This is a genomic window from Psychrobacter sp. JB385 (assembly GCF_900163785.1).
In the GTDB taxonomy this organism is placed as follows: Bacteria; Pseudomonadota; Gammaproteobacteria; order Pseudomonadales; family Moraxellaceae; genus Psychrobacter.
In genome coordinates, this window is sequence record NZ_FUKN01000011.1 from 100,334 (window position 1) to 115,914 (window position 15,581).

General features: G+C 41.0%; 18 protein-coding genes. 14 read left to right on the top strand and 4 right to left on the bottom strand.

The genetic code is table 11. From position 1 onward, the window contains the following. Positions 1-5: 5 nt before the first annotated feature. The 7 genes from secY (at position 6) to rplQ (ending at position 4,660) form a co-directional block, all read left to right on the top strand. Positions 6-1,337, top strand: a complete 1,332-nt coding sequence (gene secY / locus CZ794_RS06055; RefSeq protein WP_179207260.1) for a preprotein translocase subunit SecY — start codon at positions 6-8, stop codon at positions 1,335-1,337. Positions 1,338-1,367: 30 nt separating this feature from the next. Beyond that, a complete protein-coding gene (gene rpmJ, locus CZ794_RS06060; protein WP_010196721.1) occupies positions 1,368-1,484 on the top strand; it encodes a 50S ribosomal protein L36 in 117 nt (38 codons plus the stop codon). Between the two features lie 252 nt (positions 1,485-1,736). Further along, positions 1,737-2,093 carry a 30S ribosomal protein S13 gene (gene rpsM / locus CZ794_RS06065; RefSeq protein WP_021813384.1) on the top strand — a complete coding sequence of 119 codons (357 nt, stop codon included), beginning with the start codon at positions 1,737-1,739 and terminating at the stop codon, positions 2,091-2,093. 20 nt (positions 2,094-2,113) lie between these two features. Further along, positions 2,114-2,503: a 30S ribosomal protein S11 gene (rpsK, locus tag CZ794_RS06070; RefSeq protein ID WP_045454458.1), complete on the top strand. Its 390-nt coding sequence runs from the start codon at positions 2,114-2,116 to the stop codon at positions 2,501-2,503. 48 nt (positions 2,504-2,551) lie between these two features. Beyond that, entirely contained in the window at positions 2,552-3,193 is a 642-nt protein-coding gene (gene rpsD, locus CZ794_RS06075) for a 30S ribosomal protein S4 (protein WP_058025563.1), read from the top strand. 80 nt (positions 3,194-3,273) lie between these two features. Beyond that, positions 3,274-4,281, top strand: a complete 1,008-nt coding sequence (locus CZ794_RS06080) for a DNA-directed RNA polymerase subunit alpha (protein WP_087040762.1) — start codon at positions 3,274-3,276, stop codon at positions 4,279-4,281. 19 nt (positions 4,282-4,300) lie between these two features. Then, positions 4,301-4,660, top strand: coding sequence for a 50S ribosomal protein L17 (gene rplQ, locus CZ794_RS06085; RefSeq protein WP_021813387.1), 360 nt, complete (start codon positions 4,301-4,303; stop codon positions 4,658-4,660). A gap of 86 nt (positions 4,661-4,746) precedes the next feature. Here the strand turns inward: rplQ and CZ794_RS06090 are convergent, their stop codons facing one another. Continuing rightward, on the bottom strand, positions 4,747-5,367 hold the full coding sequence (locus tag CZ794_RS06090; RefSeq protein WP_087040763.1) for an L-threonylcarbamoyladenylate synthase: 621 nt from the start codon (positions 5,365-5,367) through the stop codon (positions 4,747-4,749). A gap of 261 nt (positions 5,368-5,628) precedes the next feature. Then, a complete protein-coding gene (locus CZ794_RS06095) occupies positions 5,629-6,318 on the bottom strand; it encodes an elongation factor P hydroxylase (RefSeq protein WP_087040764.1) in 690 nt (229 codons plus the stop codon). Positions 6,319-6,473: 155 nt separating this feature from the next. On the opposite strand from CZ794_RS06095, the gene CZ794_RS06100 reads away from it, so the two are divergent. From CZ794_RS06100 to lysM, 6 genes are all read left to right on the top strand, one after another. Then, the gene (locus CZ794_RS06100; protein WP_087040765.1) at positions 6,474-7,067 is read left to right on the top strand and encodes a DUF177 domain-containing protein; all 594 of its coding nucleotides are present in this window, start codon (positions 6,474-6,476) and stop codon (positions 7,065-7,067) included. Between the two features lie 317 nt (positions 7,068-7,384). Next, positions 7,385-7,567 (top strand): 50S ribosomal protein L32, encoded by a 183-nt coding sequence (gene rpmF / locus CZ794_RS06105; protein WP_010196743.1) that lies wholly within the window; start codon positions 7,385-7,387, stop codon positions 7,565-7,567. A gap of 435 nt (positions 7,568-8,002) precedes the next feature. Continuing rightward, complete coding sequence (gene fabD / locus CZ794_RS06110; RefSeq protein WP_087040766.1) at positions 8,003-8,971, top strand: ACP S-malonyltransferase; 969 nt, start codon at positions 8,003-8,005, stop codon at positions 8,969-8,971. Continuing rightward, positions 8,962-9,696: a 3-oxoacyl-ACP reductase FabG gene (gene fabG / locus CZ794_RS06115; RefSeq protein ID WP_256958894.1), complete on the top strand. Its 735-nt coding sequence runs from the start codon at positions 8,962-8,964 to the stop codon at positions 9,694-9,696. Before fabD ends, fabG begins: the two co-directional genes overlap by 10 nt. Positions 9,697-9,966: 270 nt before the next feature. Then, the gene (gene acpP, locus CZ794_RS06120; RefSeq protein ID WP_021813394.1) at positions 9,967-10,203 is read left to right on the top strand and encodes an acyl carrier protein; all 237 of its coding nucleotides are present in this window, start codon (positions 9,967-9,969) and stop codon (positions 10,201-10,203) included. 312 nt (positions 10,204-10,515) lie between these two features. Further along, positions 10,516-11,046 carry a peptidoglycan-binding protein LysM gene (lysM, locus tag CZ794_RS06125; protein ID WP_087040768.1) on the top strand — a complete coding sequence of 177 codons (531 nt, stop codon included), beginning with the start codon at positions 10,516-10,518 and terminating at the stop codon, positions 11,044-11,046. Between the two features lie 142 nt (positions 11,047-11,188). Here lysM and queG read toward each other — a convergent pair whose 3' ends face one another. Further along, positions 11,189-12,406, bottom strand: coding sequence for a tRNA epoxyqueuosine(34) reductase QueG (queG, locus tag CZ794_RS06130; RefSeq protein ID WP_087040769.1), 1,218 nt, complete (start codon positions 12,404-12,406; stop codon positions 11,189-11,191). Positions 12,407-12,600: 194 nt separating this feature from the next. Here queG and CZ794_RS06135 point away from each other — a divergent pair, with 194 nt between their 5' ends. Further along, positions 12,601-14,385 carry an NAD(P)H-hydrate dehydratase gene (locus CZ794_RS06135; RefSeq protein WP_087040770.1) on the top strand — a complete coding sequence of 595 codons (1,785 nt, stop codon included), beginning with the start codon at positions 12,601-12,603 and terminating at the stop codon, positions 14,383-14,385. A 3-nt stretch (positions 14,386-14,388) separates the two neighbouring features. On the opposite strand, the gene CZ794_RS06140 is transcribed toward CZ794_RS06135, so the two are convergent. Further along, on the bottom strand, positions 14,389-14,886 hold the full coding sequence (locus tag CZ794_RS06140; RefSeq protein ID WP_062843956.1) for a DUF4124 domain-containing protein: 498 nt from the start codon (positions 14,884-14,886) through the stop codon (positions 14,389-14,391). Between the last annotated feature and the right edge of the window lie 695 nt (positions 14,887-15,581).

Below are 15,581 nucleotides of genomic sequence, written 5' to 3' on the forward strand. Positions count from 1 at the left end.
AATCAATGTCATCGACTGGTATACCGCTTAATCCGTTTGCTTTCATACGTAAGTATGATGAGTTATGGACGCGCTTATTATTCTTAATCGGCGCATTGATTGTTTATCGTTTAGGGTCACATATTCCTGTACCAGGTATTAACCCAGTCAATCTAGCAGATCTGTTTTCGCGCAACGAAAATACCATTTTGAGTATGTTTAACATGTTCTCAGGTGGTGCGCTAGAGCGTATGTCTATCATGGCACTTGGTATCATGCCATATATTTCAGCATCAATTATAGTACAGATGATGTCTGCGGTATTGCCATCGCTTGAAGCCCTCAAAAAAGAAGGTGAAGCGGGACGACGTAAGCTAAATAAGTATACCCGTCAAGGGACACTTGGTTTGGCGCTGGTACAATCGTTAGGGATGTGTGCTGGTTTAATCAGTCAAAATCTTACCTTATCATCTGGTCTTACTTTCTATATTCCAGCAGTTACGTCTTTAGTAGCAGGCGCAATGTTCTTAATGTGGCTCGGTGAGCAAATTACAGAACGCGGCGTTGGTAATGGTATTTCGATGCTCATTTTTGCGAGTATTGTGGCTGGTACACCAGGTATGATTTCGCAATCTATTGAACAAGTCAATCAGGGTCAAATGAACCTAATTGTACTATTTATTTTTGTGTTATTAGGCATCGCGGTTACCGCTGGGATTGTTTATATTGAACGTGCTCAGCGCCGTGTTCCCGTAAACTATGCACAAAAGCAACAACAAGGTCGCAAGATTTATGCTCAGCAGCAGTCACATTTGCCGTTGAAGCTTAATATGGCAGGGGTTATTCCAGCTATTTTTGCAAGTTCGTTGTTATTGTTTCCAGCAAGTTTAGGGCAATGGGTTGGTCAATCAACTGATCCTACTTTCACTCAAAAAATATTACAAAATATGGCATTGGTATTGTCTCCAGGACAACCGCTATATTTAGTCTTGTTCGGTGCGATGATTATTTTCTTCTGTTATTTCTATACGGCACTAGTATTTAGTCCACGTGAAGTAGCGGAGAACCTTAAACGTAGTGGTGCGTATATTCCAGGTATTCGCCCAGGCCAACAAACTCAGCGTTATCTCGATCATGTATTAAACCGACTGACCTTTATTGGCGCGATGTATATGACGGTTATTTGTTTAATGCCAATGGTCGTCCAGTCATCGTTTGGTGTACCGTTCCAACTTGGTGGTACGTCTTTACTGATTATGGTGGTTGTGGTAATGGATTTCATTTCGCAGATCCAAGCGCATTTGATGACCCATCAATATCATGATCAGACGTTAATTCAATCGCCCACTCAATCTTAATGAGCGGTACGATATTTCAAGGAGTATGCTATGAAAGTTCAAGCATCAGTTAAGAAGATTTGTGGTAGCTGTAAAGTTGTGCGCCGTAAAGGCCGTGTACATATTATTTGTACAGCAGAACCGCGCCACAAGCAACGTCAAGGTTAATATTTGATAGCATAAGTTTTTTAACTTTTGTTACCGGATAAATTAATACTTGAAAAATAACGGCGGATAGGATATTATCCGCCACTTGCCGTGTTTATGCAGAATGTTTTATAATGTTTTCAATCGATAGGCTTTTAATTAAGTTAAAAGAGCGACTATCATTATAAAAAATCTAGTATTAACAGCAACAAATCTGAAGAATAATGCCTTATTGATAAATAACGCTTATTTTTCTTTAATGGAGAGAAATCAATGGCTCGTATTGCCGGCGTAAACATCCCGGATAATAAGCATGCTGTTATTTCACTAACTTACATCTTTGGTGTAGGTCGTACCACTGCTCAGAAAATCTTAGAAGCAGTTGGCATTGCCCCTACTACTAAAGTCAGTCAGTTAGATGATACACAGTTAGATGCTATCCGTGCACAAGTTGCAAATTACATGACTGAGGGTGACCTTCGTCGTGAAGTTTCAATGAATATTAAGCGTTTAGTTGATCTTGGTTGTTACCGTGGCATCCGCCATCGTCGTAACCTACCAGTTAGAGGTCAGAACACCAAGAACAACGCTCGTACTCGTAAGGGTCCGACACGTCCTCTCAAAAGATAATTAACTTAGGAAGCTAAAAGATGGCAAAAGACACTCGCAGTCGCAAAAAGGTGACTCGTCGTTCAGTATCGGAGGGCATCGCCCATATCCATGCGTCTTTTAATAACACCATTGTTACGATTACCGATCGTCAAGGTAATGCATTGGCTTGGGCCACTTCAGGTGGACAAGGCTTCCGTGGTTCACGTAAATCTACACCATTTGCAGCTCAGGTTGCAGCTGAAGTCGCTGGTAAAGCGGCTCAAGAATATGGTGTTAAGAATATCGACGTTTTGGTCAAAGGACCAGGACCGGGTCGTGAGTCTGCGGTAAGAGCACTAGGTGCATTGGGTTATAAAGTTAACAGCATCTCTGATGTAACCCCAATCCCACACAATGGTTGCCGTGCGCCGAAAAAGCGCCGCGTCTAATATTAAAGACGAAGCTTTTTATCCCAAAAGCTTATAGGAGACATAACAATGGCCCGTTATATTGGACCAAAACTAAAATTATCACGTCGTGAAGGCACTGACTTAGGTCTTAAGTCTGGCGTTAAACCATACGACGTAAAAACGAAAAAAGCTGGTCGTCCACCAGGTCAACACGGTGTAAGCCGTAACAAGACTTCAGAATATGCTTTACAGCTGCGTGAAAAGCAGAAAGTTAAGCGTATCTATGGTGTATTGGAGCGTCAGTTCGCTAATTACTATAAAGAAGCTGCTCGTAAGCGTGGCGCTACTGGTGAAAACCTACTAGCAATGCTTGAGAGCCGTCTAGACAACGTGGTGTATCGCATGGGCTTTGGCTCAACTCGCGCTGAAGCACGTCAGCTAGTCAGTCATCGCACTGTTATGGTAAAGAAAGCTGGTCGTGATGAGTTTGTTCGTGTGAACATTCCATCAATTCAGCTTCAAGATGGTGATGTCATCGCTATCCAAGAGAAGTCTCGCGAACAGCTACGTATTAAAAACGCTATCGAACTAGCGACCCAACGTGGTATTCCAGAATGGCTTGATGTTGATCACAGCAAACTACAAGGTACTTTTAAGAAAGCACCTGATCGTATTGATCTACCTGCTGAAATCAACGAAAGCTTGATCGTTGAGCTATACTCTAAGTAATAACGTGATGCTCAATGTTATGAAAATGGCATTGAGCAATTAACGTTAATTAAACCAGTTTAATAAATCGAGGTGACATCATGATGCTAAATGCAACTGAGTTTCTAACGCCTAATGCCATTAATGTGGACACGGTTAACGAAACGATTGCGAAAGTCACGCTCGAACCGTTAGAACGCGGCTTTGGGCATACCCTAGGTAATGCTTTACGCCGCATCTTGTTATCTTCATTACCTGGTGCTGCAGTCATTGAAGCTGAGATTGATGGTGTTGACCATGAATACTCAACGCTTGAAGGGCTACAAGAAGATGTACTTGACTTGCTTTTGAACCTAAAAGGCTTGGCAATCACACTTCATGACCAAAATGAAGTATTCTTGACCTTGGATAAACAAGGTCCAGGCACTATTACTGCTGCAGATATCGCGTTACCGCATAATGTAGACATTATCAATCCAGAATTGGTATTGGGTACATTGAGCGATCGTGGTCATCTTAAGATGCGTTTGCGTGTAGTAATGGGTCGTGGATATGAGCCAGCAAACCAGCGCCGTGAAGATGGCGATACCAAAGCTATTGGACGTTTGAAACTTGATGCAAGTTTTAGTCCTGTGCTTCGTGTTGCTTATCAAGTTGAGAACGCTCGCGTTGAGCAGCGTACTGATCTTGATCGTCTTATCGTTGAGCTTGAAACTAATGGCACTATAGATCCAGAAGAAGCAATTCGTAAAGCAGCCACTATTTTACAACAACAGATTTCTATCTTTGTTGACCTAGAAGCTGAAGAAGCGCCTGAGCCTGTGAAAGAAAAAGAAGAGGTTGATCCGGTGCTATTACGCCCTGTGGACGATCTTGAACTAACGGTTCGCTCAGCCAACTGCTTGAAAGCTGAAAACATTTACTATATCGGTGATTTGGTACAACGTTCAGAGACTGAACTATTAAAAACCCCAAATCTTGGTAAGAAGTCATTAACGGAAATCAAAGACGTTTTAGCGTCTAAAGATTTAGAGCTCGGTATGCGCCTAGATAACTGGCCACCAGCTGATTTACGTGTTGATGATCGCTTTTCTTATCGTAGCCGTTAAACTTTAAGGATTTTTGACTATGCGCCATCGTAAGAGTGGAGTCAAGCTGGGTCGTACCGGCAGTCATCGTAAGGCAATGTTTCAGAACATGACTAACTCATTATTTGAGCATGAACTGATCAAAACAACTTTACCAAAAGCTAAAGAACTGCGTCGCGTTGCCGAGCCATTAATCACTATGGCTAAAGAAGACAGCGTTGCTAACCGTCGTTTAGCATTCAGCCGTATGCGTAGCAAAGCTATGGTAGGCAAATTATTTGGCACGTTAGGTCCTCGTTACCAGACGCGTCCAGGTGGTTATTTGCGTATCGTAAAATGTGGTTACCGTGACGGTGACAACGCGCCAATGGCTTATGTAGAATTGGTCGATCGTGACTAGTTTTACATTAATAGTATAAGTTATAAAAAAGCTCCAATTTAATTGGAGCTTTTTTTGGTCTGTGATTTAATACTGTGGTTCATTGGTTACAACAATAACGATTCCACGTCAGCAGCCCCTTGTCTGATGACTTCAGGTTGACCACTAGTCATATCTACGATTGTGGTTAGTTTGGTGGTTTTGACACCAGCATTGATCAAACCATCTATCTGATTCCCCAAAAGATCTTCGATCTCAAACGGATCATCAAGTATCTCATCTCTATTAGGTAGTATTAAGGAGCTGGTCAAGATTGGTTCGTCCATAGCTTCCAAGAGTGCTTGAGCAATAGGATTGCTAGGTACTCTAATACCAATGGTTTTTTTCTTGGCATGCGCCAGTTTTTTTGGTACATCTTTTGTGGCATTCAAAATGAAGGTGATAGGCGCTGGTGTATGAGCCTTAAGCTGTTTAAATTGTACATTATCTACGGTTGCATAGTTCGCAATTTCACTTAAGTCTCGACATAGGAGGGTAAATTGATGCTTGTCGTCAAGCTCACGAATTTGTTTGAGCTTTTCTAGGGCATCTTTTGCTCCCAAACGACAGCCAAAAGCATAGCTCGTATCAGTAGGATAAATGATCAATTGATCTTTACGTAGTAAGTCAGCAGCTTGCTCTATAAGACGAGGCTGCGGGTTTTCTGGGTGGATATAAAGTACTTGCATGGTAACTCCTTATTTATAGTTATTAGTTAGACAAAGATATTATTCTTTAATATTTTCAGATGAACAATGCATTTGCTGAATGAAAAAAAATACAGATAGTATGTTTTATAAGATCCGAGCGCTTTAAAATCTGCTGCATAGATAAGTATAGTCTGATGTAGACGGAAGTTTATTGGTAAGGCGTTACCGTCCGTAGAAAATCGTTAACGAAAAATTGATAAAGAGTGATCTATTATAATCAATAAATCATACAGATCAGGATTAAGTACAAACACTAAGAAAAGTGCGTAATAACACTTTGGCATCACGTGGTAGGGTATGCGGTTTTTCAATATACTCTATGACTTGCATATAGACATCGTTGGCGAAAGTGCTGCCACTGGTATCAAACGTTGCAAACAAATTGTCTTGTGAGACTTGAAAGGAGTTTTTACAGGCGAGCGTAAACAAGCATTCTAATGCTTGAGGCTTAATCTCTACATGCTCGAATGCCTGTTGCTGAGCCGCTGAGCGTCCGTCTGGTGCGTACCAATAACCAAAGTCACTCAGCGTCCTACGAGTTCTTCCAGCCATACACCAGTGGCTGATTTCGTGTAATGCGCTAGCAAAAAAGCCATGAGCAAATTCGATTCTGGCTGGTTGGTTTCCATGGGCAGGAAAATACTCAGGTTCTCCTGAGCTGCGAACCAGTATTACTTGCTGGTGTGCAAATAAGGTATTAAACAGTTGAATCAGCCAATCTGTTGCGACTTGTTCGCCATCAACTGCCTTGTTAACATAAATTTTTTGCCATTCTTTTTTCCACTTGTTTAAGTATTCTTTATTCTCATGTTTTTCATATCGAAAACTCACGATAGGGTCTGTCAGGTCGATTAAGTGTTGTAGTAACGCTTTGTCTTCGATATAAGACAGCAGATCAGAGAAGTCAGGTTTAGTGTTACATGAGCTCATAAATAAAACGATAACCAAATGAAAATAAGAGGGAAAATAGTAAAACAATATAAATCAGATAAAAAAAATTTAACATACTAGCGCTAGCGCCGCTTACCGCTTTCCTTTAGTATGGCAGGCAATATTATACACCGTTTTGATGAATGAGGCCTCGCATGTCAAGCACTCCAGAAAGTAAATCGTCAGCCCTTCAATCTGATAATAAAAAAGCGCCTGTCTCTGCCAGCATGCCTGAGCATATTTCTTTAGACAAATGGGCAGACAGTGGATATGAGTGGGCAGGAGAAGTGTCACCCAATTCTTTTAAACGCCTAAACGCTACGTTAACAACGGAACATGAGCAATCAAACACTCAGATTAGCGCCAATTTATATCGTCGCAACAACGTTTTACACTTGGCGTTTACGTTAGATGGTCAAGTCTGGCTTACTTGCCAACGTTGTTTGCAGCCCATCGATATTGATTTGTCGGATGATTATGATATTGCTTTGCTCGAAAATGACAGTCAAGTACGCTTGGTAAATGAAGAACAGGACTACCTGATACTTGATGAAGTCATTACTGAACAATCGCCAGAGACATTATTGCCATTCAAAAAGCTGGTAGAAGATGAGATTTTATTAAAGATTCCAATGGCGCCAAAGCATGATGATTGCGAAATGACGGTTGAGCAATTTGGTGACATTCCAGAAGAGGAAGAAACAGAAAATCCTTTTGCTGCGTTGGCATCACTCAAAGGTAAGCTATGATAATCTTAATATGTTAGCAGTAATGTTATCATCACTTTTTGCGACTTTGTGCAGAAGAGTGAAAAGCAGGGCTTTATTAATCTAATAAACATGCGTATAATGTCCGGTTTATTGCATTCTAGCAACAAGTTACTTGCTAATAGACACTGACTAGGCAAATTCTATAGATTTTAGACGTAGTCAGTACTTTTATGTAGGTGGCAATCTATTTAATTAATGATGCTTAAGACTTAGATTGTTGTGATTATATAATCTCTGTCAGTATCAACTGAAGCTGAATTTTCAAGCTTATCCCTTTTAAGTATAGGAGCTATATCATGGCTGTTCAAAAAAGTCGTAAAAGCCGTTCTCGTCGTGACATGCGCCGTTCACACCATCGTATGGAAGTGGCTGAGCTAAGCGTAGATGCTACTACTGGTGAAAAGCATCGTCGTCATCACATGACTAAAGATGGTTTTTACCGTGGTCGTCAGTTATTCAAAGTAAGCCAAGACGCTTAAGTCCTTGGCTACACAATAGATAATATAAAAGTTGTGATGATACTGGTGATTGTCATTGTCTTTTTGCAATTATTATCAAGTAGTATGCTATAAGTTAAAAGAGCCAAGTTATTTCGCTATCATATATTATGTGGCTGGATAACTTGGCTTTTTGCTATACATTTTTTATTATCGGCATTTCAAAGTCTTGAATCTTTAGCCGCCTTTAGCGACTATTATGAATGAATGGATAAGATGGCTTTTATAAGGCGTGTTATATTTTTTATGGTTTGTCTCAAAGGCTGATTCATTAGGATAATACTGTGTGTCAGTGTATAGTTTGCTAATAGTTGATTCTTTGGATAAGTAAAGAAAATACTGGCTTGATATAGTATCTAATCATATAACGACCCCATTGTTTTAGGGATGTTTCCAATTAAATAAGGAATATTGGTTATGGCTTCTGTACCTGATATGGTAAAAAAGCAACCCACACGTATTGCGGTAGTTTTTCCTGGGCAAGGCTCACAAGTCGTTGGAATGACCAACGAGCTCGCTGAAATTTATCCAGAGATTCGTGATACTTTTGCTGAGGCGAGTGAAGCGCTTGGCGAAGATTTATGGGCTATTTGTCAGGATGAAGAAAAGCTCAATCAGACTCAATATACCCAACCTGCTTTATTGACTGCTAGTATAGCAATCTGGCGTATCTTGAAACAGAAAATAGCCACCAAACCTTCTTATTTAGCTGGGCATTCTTTGGGTGAGTATAGTGCCTTGTGTGCAGCTGACGTCATCTCATTGGCAGATGCAGTTACTTTGGTGCATAAGCGCGGTCAGTTGATGCAAGAAGCGGTTGTCGGTATTGATACGGCTATGGCAGCCGTATTGGGCTTAGAAGACAATCGGGTTGAAAATCTATGTGAGCAAGCGACTGAGCATGTCGAGGATGCCGTGGTTGGTGCTGCAAACTTTAATAGCCCAGGTCAGGTAGTCATCTCGGGTAATGCAGTAGGCGTTAACGCTGTGATCGACAAGGTACAAAACACTGGTAAGAAAGCCATTCCTTTGAAGGTAAGTGTACCATCGCATTGTGCACTGATGGAGCCAGCCAGCAGCGCTTTGGCTGAGATATTGGCCGGTATTAAATTTGACCAAGCCACTATTCCTGTTATTCAGAATCGCTACGCGCGTATCGAAAATAATGCCATAGGCATTAAACAGGCATTGACAGAACAGTTGAGTCAACCTGTACTATGGTCAAAAACCATGCAAGAGCTTACGGACAAACAAATCAATGTTTTAATCGAATGTGGTAGTGGCAACGTATTGAGCAACCTAGCCAAGCGTCAAGCACAACCAATCACCAGCTATCCTACTGACAAGCCTGCCCGTATTGATAAATTAATGGAGATATTATCATGAGTCGTACAATTACATTAGTCACTGGTGCCAGTCGCGGTATTGGTAAAGCCGTCGCTAAACGTTTTGCTAAAGAAGGTCATTTTGTTATTGGAACAGCGACTAGTGAAAAAGGGGCTGAACTTATCAATGATTATCTTCATGATACTGGTGGCATTGGTCGTGTCTTAGACGTGCGAGACAGTGCGCAGATTGATAAGTTGTTTGAAGAAATTGAAAGTGTTTATGGTGCAGTACAAGTATTGGTAAACAATGCAGGTATCACTCAAGATGGCTTGTTAATGCGTATGAAAGATGAAGATTGGAGCAATGTGATTGATACCAATTTGACCTCTATTTATCGTATGAGCAAACGTGCGGTGCGTGGCATGATGAAAGCACGCCGTGGACGTATTATCAATATTACTTCTGTCGTCGCGCAGATGGGTAATGCTGGTCAGTCTAACTATGCAGCAACCAAAGCTGGAGTTGAAGGTTTTAGCCGTACTTTGGCACGTGAGATTGGTTCAAGACAAGTCACTATCAACTGTGTAGCACCAGGTTTGATTGAAACTGATATGACTGATGAGCTTGATGAGCGCTTACTAAACTCTATGTTGGATGCAGTGCCTATTAGCCGTCTTGGTCAGCCAGAAGATATCGCTGCAGCAGTATATTTTTTAGCAAGCGATGAAGCCAGTTATATCACAGGTGCTGTCATTCCTGTGAACGGTGGCATGTATATGTAAGTCAGAAATAAGTGTTACATACCGATAATAAAAAACTGTGTGAACGAGTGTAAACTCTAATAAAGAGTGCTATAATGACGGACACTTTTATATCGAAGTCCTGTATTATAGCAAGGCTTTATCAGACATTAGTCAAATCGTATAACTGGTAATAAATCACTTAAACGACCTACTAATTTAAAAATATCATTTTGTATACAATGTCATAGAACCTAATGATAGGACTATGAACCGTTTGTAAAAATAATAGATCAAAAAGGAGAAATCTACATGAGTAATGATACAGAGTTAAGAGTTAAAGCAGCAGTAGCCGAGCAACTAGGTATGAATGTTGAAGATATCAGCAACGATGCTTCATTCATGGAAGACCTAGGCGCTGATTCACTAGATCTAGTTGAATTGGTTATGTCATTTGAGAGTGATTTTGGTATCACTATTCCTGATGAAGATTCAGCAGAATTGACAACTGTACAAAAAGCAATTGATTATGTACAGGCTCAGCTATAATCAGTAATTAGCTCAGCAAGTTTTATATGGCCGCTTATCTTTTAGGTAAGCGGTTTTTTTATGTTCAGGTTTTCCCTACGTAACTTATCTGTTTCGAATGTATAACTGCTTTAACATAAGCTACGCCAAATCAACATTACTCAACATTCTATTACTATCATCCTGAGCTGCCTTTGCTTATACTCAAAATGGTGAACAGAAAGCAAATACGATTATAGTATTTTGATGGTACTTTATTTTCATGCTTATAAAGCATTACTATCAACATAATAAACACGAATAAATAATAATGATATTTTAAGGAGCAATAAGATGGGTGTATTCAGTTTTGCAAAAGACATTGGTGAAAAGATATTCAACCGAGACGATGCCAAGCATGATGCTAAAACAGAAACAAAAGCAGCAGCCACGCCTGCCGCAAAAACTACCAGCACATCTGCTGCCAGCAACGAGCCTTCAGCACAGTCAGTAGCAAACCTTTTACTTCGCCGCATTCAACAGCAAAATTTAAACATTAGCGACCTACAAATAAAATATAACGGTACTACAGATACAGCAGAAATCAGCGGTAAAGCGAAGACGCAAGCGGATCGTGAGAAAGCGATTATTGCTATTGGTAACGTGCAAAATGTTGCTAAAGTTATCGACAGCATCGATATTGAAGAAGATGCCCCTGAGTCTACTATGTATACCGTAAAATCTGGTGATAGTTTGTCTAAAATCGCAAAAGATGTATATGGTTCAACATCGGACTATATGAAGATTTTTGAAGCCAATAAACCAATGTTATCTGATCCAGACAAAATTTATCCAGGTCAAGTACTACGTATCCCTAAGCCGTAATAGAGATACAATTATTGTATCGAGTACGATTTGAAACTTGATATTTGAAAAACGCCTCTTTTTAAGAGGCGTTTTTTGGTCTATTACTTGTATTATTTACAATGGATTAAGGACAAATTAATGTATGGCGGTACAAAACTCATCATTGAGCGGCGTTTAGTTTTTCATACTGTTCATTGATTGCCCATGTTATGTGTTCATCAAGGACATCATTATGTTTGCCGAGTTTCGATTGCAAATGTGTGATGACGGCTTCGCTACCATTCGCATTACCAAGCCCAACCGCAATATTACGTAAAAAATTGACATAGCCTGTACGTCTGAGTGGACTACCTTCAGTCTTTTTCATAAAGTCAGCTTCTTGCCATTGCCATAATTCCAATAAACTGCTGTTATCAAGATTATGTCGCGGTGCAAAGTCATCTACAGGCGTGAGGTTGGCGTAACGATTCCATGGGCAAATAAGCTGGCAATCATCACAACCGAAAATACGATTGCCAATGGCACGGCGGTATTTGTGATCAATGATACCGTCATGTTCGATAGTGAGATATGAGATACAGGCAGAAGCATTAAGCTCATAGGGTGCGACGATGGCTTGGGTAGGGCAGATGTCGATGCAAGCACTACAACTCCCACAGTGGGCCTTAACAGGTTGGTCATCGGGCAATTCAAGACTGACAAACAACTCGCCCAGCACAAAAAATGAACCTGCTTGCTTGTTGAGCAATAAGGTATGCTTTCCTGTCCAGCCAAGCCCTGCTGCTTCTGCGATAGGACGCTCGAAAATAGGCGCCGAATCACTAAAGGGTCTAAAAATAAAATCTTGGTCTGAGCCAATATTGAGGTGTTGCCATTCAGGAAGCATGGTTTCGATATTCAATGCGAGCTGCTTTAAACGACTGCGCATGGTTTTATGGTAATCCCGCCCTCTAGCATACCGTGCAATAATACCCTGATTAGGATGGTCATTATCACTGACCGTGCGAGATTTTGGCGTTTGGGTCAGATAGTCCATACGCACACTGATGATGGTCTTTGCTCCTTCTACCAATTGGTCAGGATTTGCGCGCAGATGATGATTGTTATGCATGAATTGCAACTGACCTTCATAGCCTTTTTCTAACCATTGCTGCAATTGCAAGATTTGCTGAGCAAATAGAGGGTGATGAACCGATAAGAAACCGCAGTCAGCGAATCCCAGCGCCTGAGCTTGAGTCTTAATCCAGTGTTTGACATCCGTAGTAGTGACAAACGCTGGCGTATTGCTCACGGCAATCTTCTTTTTAGGGATGGAGCTATTAGCTGATACCTGTTTAAGGGCAGTATCTGATAAGTTCGGTTTAGATGAGTGATTCATGTAGGGCAATAGGCAGTAATGTGAATACCGCTATGATAATCCAGTGAGCGACGAGCGCAAGTATAAAAGCCAAATAAACGCACATTCATATTAATACACACGGCAGAATTAGATTTGCTAAGCTAATGCCATTGAGAAATAAGAATACTTACATTACTAAAAAATACGTCTATAAAAATAATCGAGGACAAGTCATGCCAAAATCTTCTAACTTACTAAACAAAAAAACGAACATACCTGTAGCACTTTATAGTAGTGAGCAAGTTTATGCGATGGAGCAAGCATGGTTTGGCCAAGGTTATGACAGTTTTGGATTGATGAAACAAGCAGCTTGGCAAATGTCGCAACAGATCGAACAGCTTTATGCAAAAAAGTATTTGCATGCTGACGAGTCAGATAATAATCAAGGTACTTATATCGAGACTCGAGAGCGCCGAGCTACTGTTTGGGTTGGGAGGGGCAACAATGGCGGTGATGGTTGGCTTATTGCTTATTATTTGCAACAGGTAGGCTGGCGCGTACAAGTGATAACAGTCGGTTTTGAGGATTGTGATTTTGAGATAAGTGATGAGACCGACGTTTCTGATGCATCAAACGTACTAACCGATGCGGTAAAAGCATTAAAAATAGCGGTATCGGCTGGCTGTGATTATCAGCGCTTTGACGAGCAGAGTGCGGCCAGAAATATAGAGTTGCAATCAGATATTTATATTGATGCCTTATTTGGCATCGGATTAGATCGTGCACCTGAAGGTATTTATCAGCAAGCCATTGATACCTTTAATCAGTTGGTGCAACAAACGCATGCGTTGGCTGTAGCAGTGGATATTCCAAGTGGATTGGTGGCGTCCACTGGCGAAGTATTTGATCGAATCGCCATACAGGCAGATGTGACCTTATGCCTGATTGCTAGAAAATTTGGTTTACACACCAAGGATGGGGCTGATTATAGTGGAGAAGTACTGGATATACCGCTGATACCTTATGAGACCGTATCTGATCGACACAGTCGTCAGTCTCAAGGTATGAATAAGCTTGCCCCTGCTGCGATGCTGCTAACGGCCGCGCATCGTTTTAATACTCGTCGCCAAAATAGTTACAAAGGTAGTTACGGTCATGTTTTGGTCATCGGGGGCAATCGTGTCAATGGTTCACAAGGTATGGGCGGCGCAGCGATATTGTCAGCTTCTAGCGCCATGGCAACAGGCACTGGAAAAATTACCGTTGCTTGTCACGAAGCTTTTCATGGTGCACTTTTGACGTCACTACCAGATGCCATGACCATCGACTTACATGATGTAGAGGGCGTCAAACATTTGATGGAATCTGCCAGTATCATTGCTATCGGTATGGGGTTGGGGCGTGATGAAAAAGCGAGAGCAGTATTTATCAGCTATGTGGAAGCTGCTATGGCCAATCAAAAACCAATGGTTATCGATGCTGACGGTCTTTATCATTTGGCATCATTACAGACAGATGATCATAATCTGCTCTCTGAGTTACGCGAATACAGCAAGGATCATCAGGTTTGCTTGACACCGCACAGTGGTGAAGCGGCAAATTTACTGAATAAAAAAATAAGTGAGGTAGAAAGCGATAGATTGGCTGCTATCAAGGAATGTGCTGAGACTTACGGCGGCGATTGGGTGTTAAAAGGCGCAGGTTCTTTGGTACTAGAGCAACGCTCAGGAAGGAAAAGTGTTTATGTTTGCGGTGTTGGTAATGCAGGTATGGCGACCGCTGGCATGGGTGATGTGTTGTCTGGGGTTACCGCTGGTCTACTGGCGCAACAAGATTTAGAAGCAGAGACGCGCAGCTTGCATCAAGCAGTGGTCATTCACGGTCTAGCCGGAGATATGCTGGTAAACCAAACAAGTCATCATGACAAGCGTACGCTATTGGTAGGACAACGAGGGCTACAGGCTCAAGATATGCCAGCAGCCATTCGTCATGTGATGCAGTTGGGAGTTCTTGCCTAACAGTTAGGTAGAAGGGTTGTTGCAATATTGATTAATGGCTTGTTGCACACGCTCACGTTTCAGCTCGATTTCACGGCCATCCAAATACTGACGTTTGCCATTGGCGTCCATTTCATAAATGCGACCGCCAACGTTTAGGTTGGTCAAATTGTTTCGTAGCGACTGGCAACGCTGGGCATTGGCTTGCGCATCCTGTTCTTTAATCCGTGCTTCTAGCTGTGCCACGCGTTGTTCTTCAGCGCTTTGAGTATTGCTTCCTTGATTGGCCTCTGTTTTGCCTGCCATCTGTCCAGCATTGTTTTGTCTGCCATCACTGCGGAACTCGATGAGCTCAACATTTTTACCATTTTGCGGGGCATGTTGACTATATTTGACTTCACCGTGCGCACCAATAGATTTATAAACCTGAATCGCCTGACTGGCATTCATTGATAGCATTAACATACACGCAGTACTGATAAGCAGTTTGGCAGCATTATTTATCTTAGACGCATATGCCATGGTTGCAACCCTCTTAATTGGTAAAACAAATGTAGGTATAAATATAACATCTGAACGTACTAATGAGACTAAAAAAATATGAACGCCTGATTTTAACAAATATTACTTATGAATGTATATTATTTAATAACCAATAGTTAGGTATAGGCTTTAGAATTTTTTCTTGACAATGGCTCATAAACAATCGAATATAATAGACGTTGATTGGTCAGTGAACGGCTTTTATTATATTGCCGTGGCACTTGAAAATAATAACCACGGGTTACTTATCGGTAGCTGACGCAGTTTTATTTTCTTTGTGACAATGATATGAGAAATATAGTAGTCATAGGTATTACTATGAATAACCTTATACATTGTCTCCGGACTTATCTGTCTACAATGACTAAGATAAACTTATTATTTGATATTTAACTACGCATGATCCTAACGGTATTACTAAATTGGTATGGTATGTGAATATAGATTGTTTTGCTGAAACACTTATAAAGCCTAATAATTTTATAAGCTAGTATTGGCTATGAGAGTGATTGACTCTATCTATATTAAGGCATTTGTGTCCACCCATTCATACGAATACTGACTGATATTCATCATCAATAATAAGCCTCTTTTATAGATGCCTTTGCATCTTGTCACTGTATATCGATAAACGCCGTCACAAAACTGACCTTACATACATTGCTGAAACACAG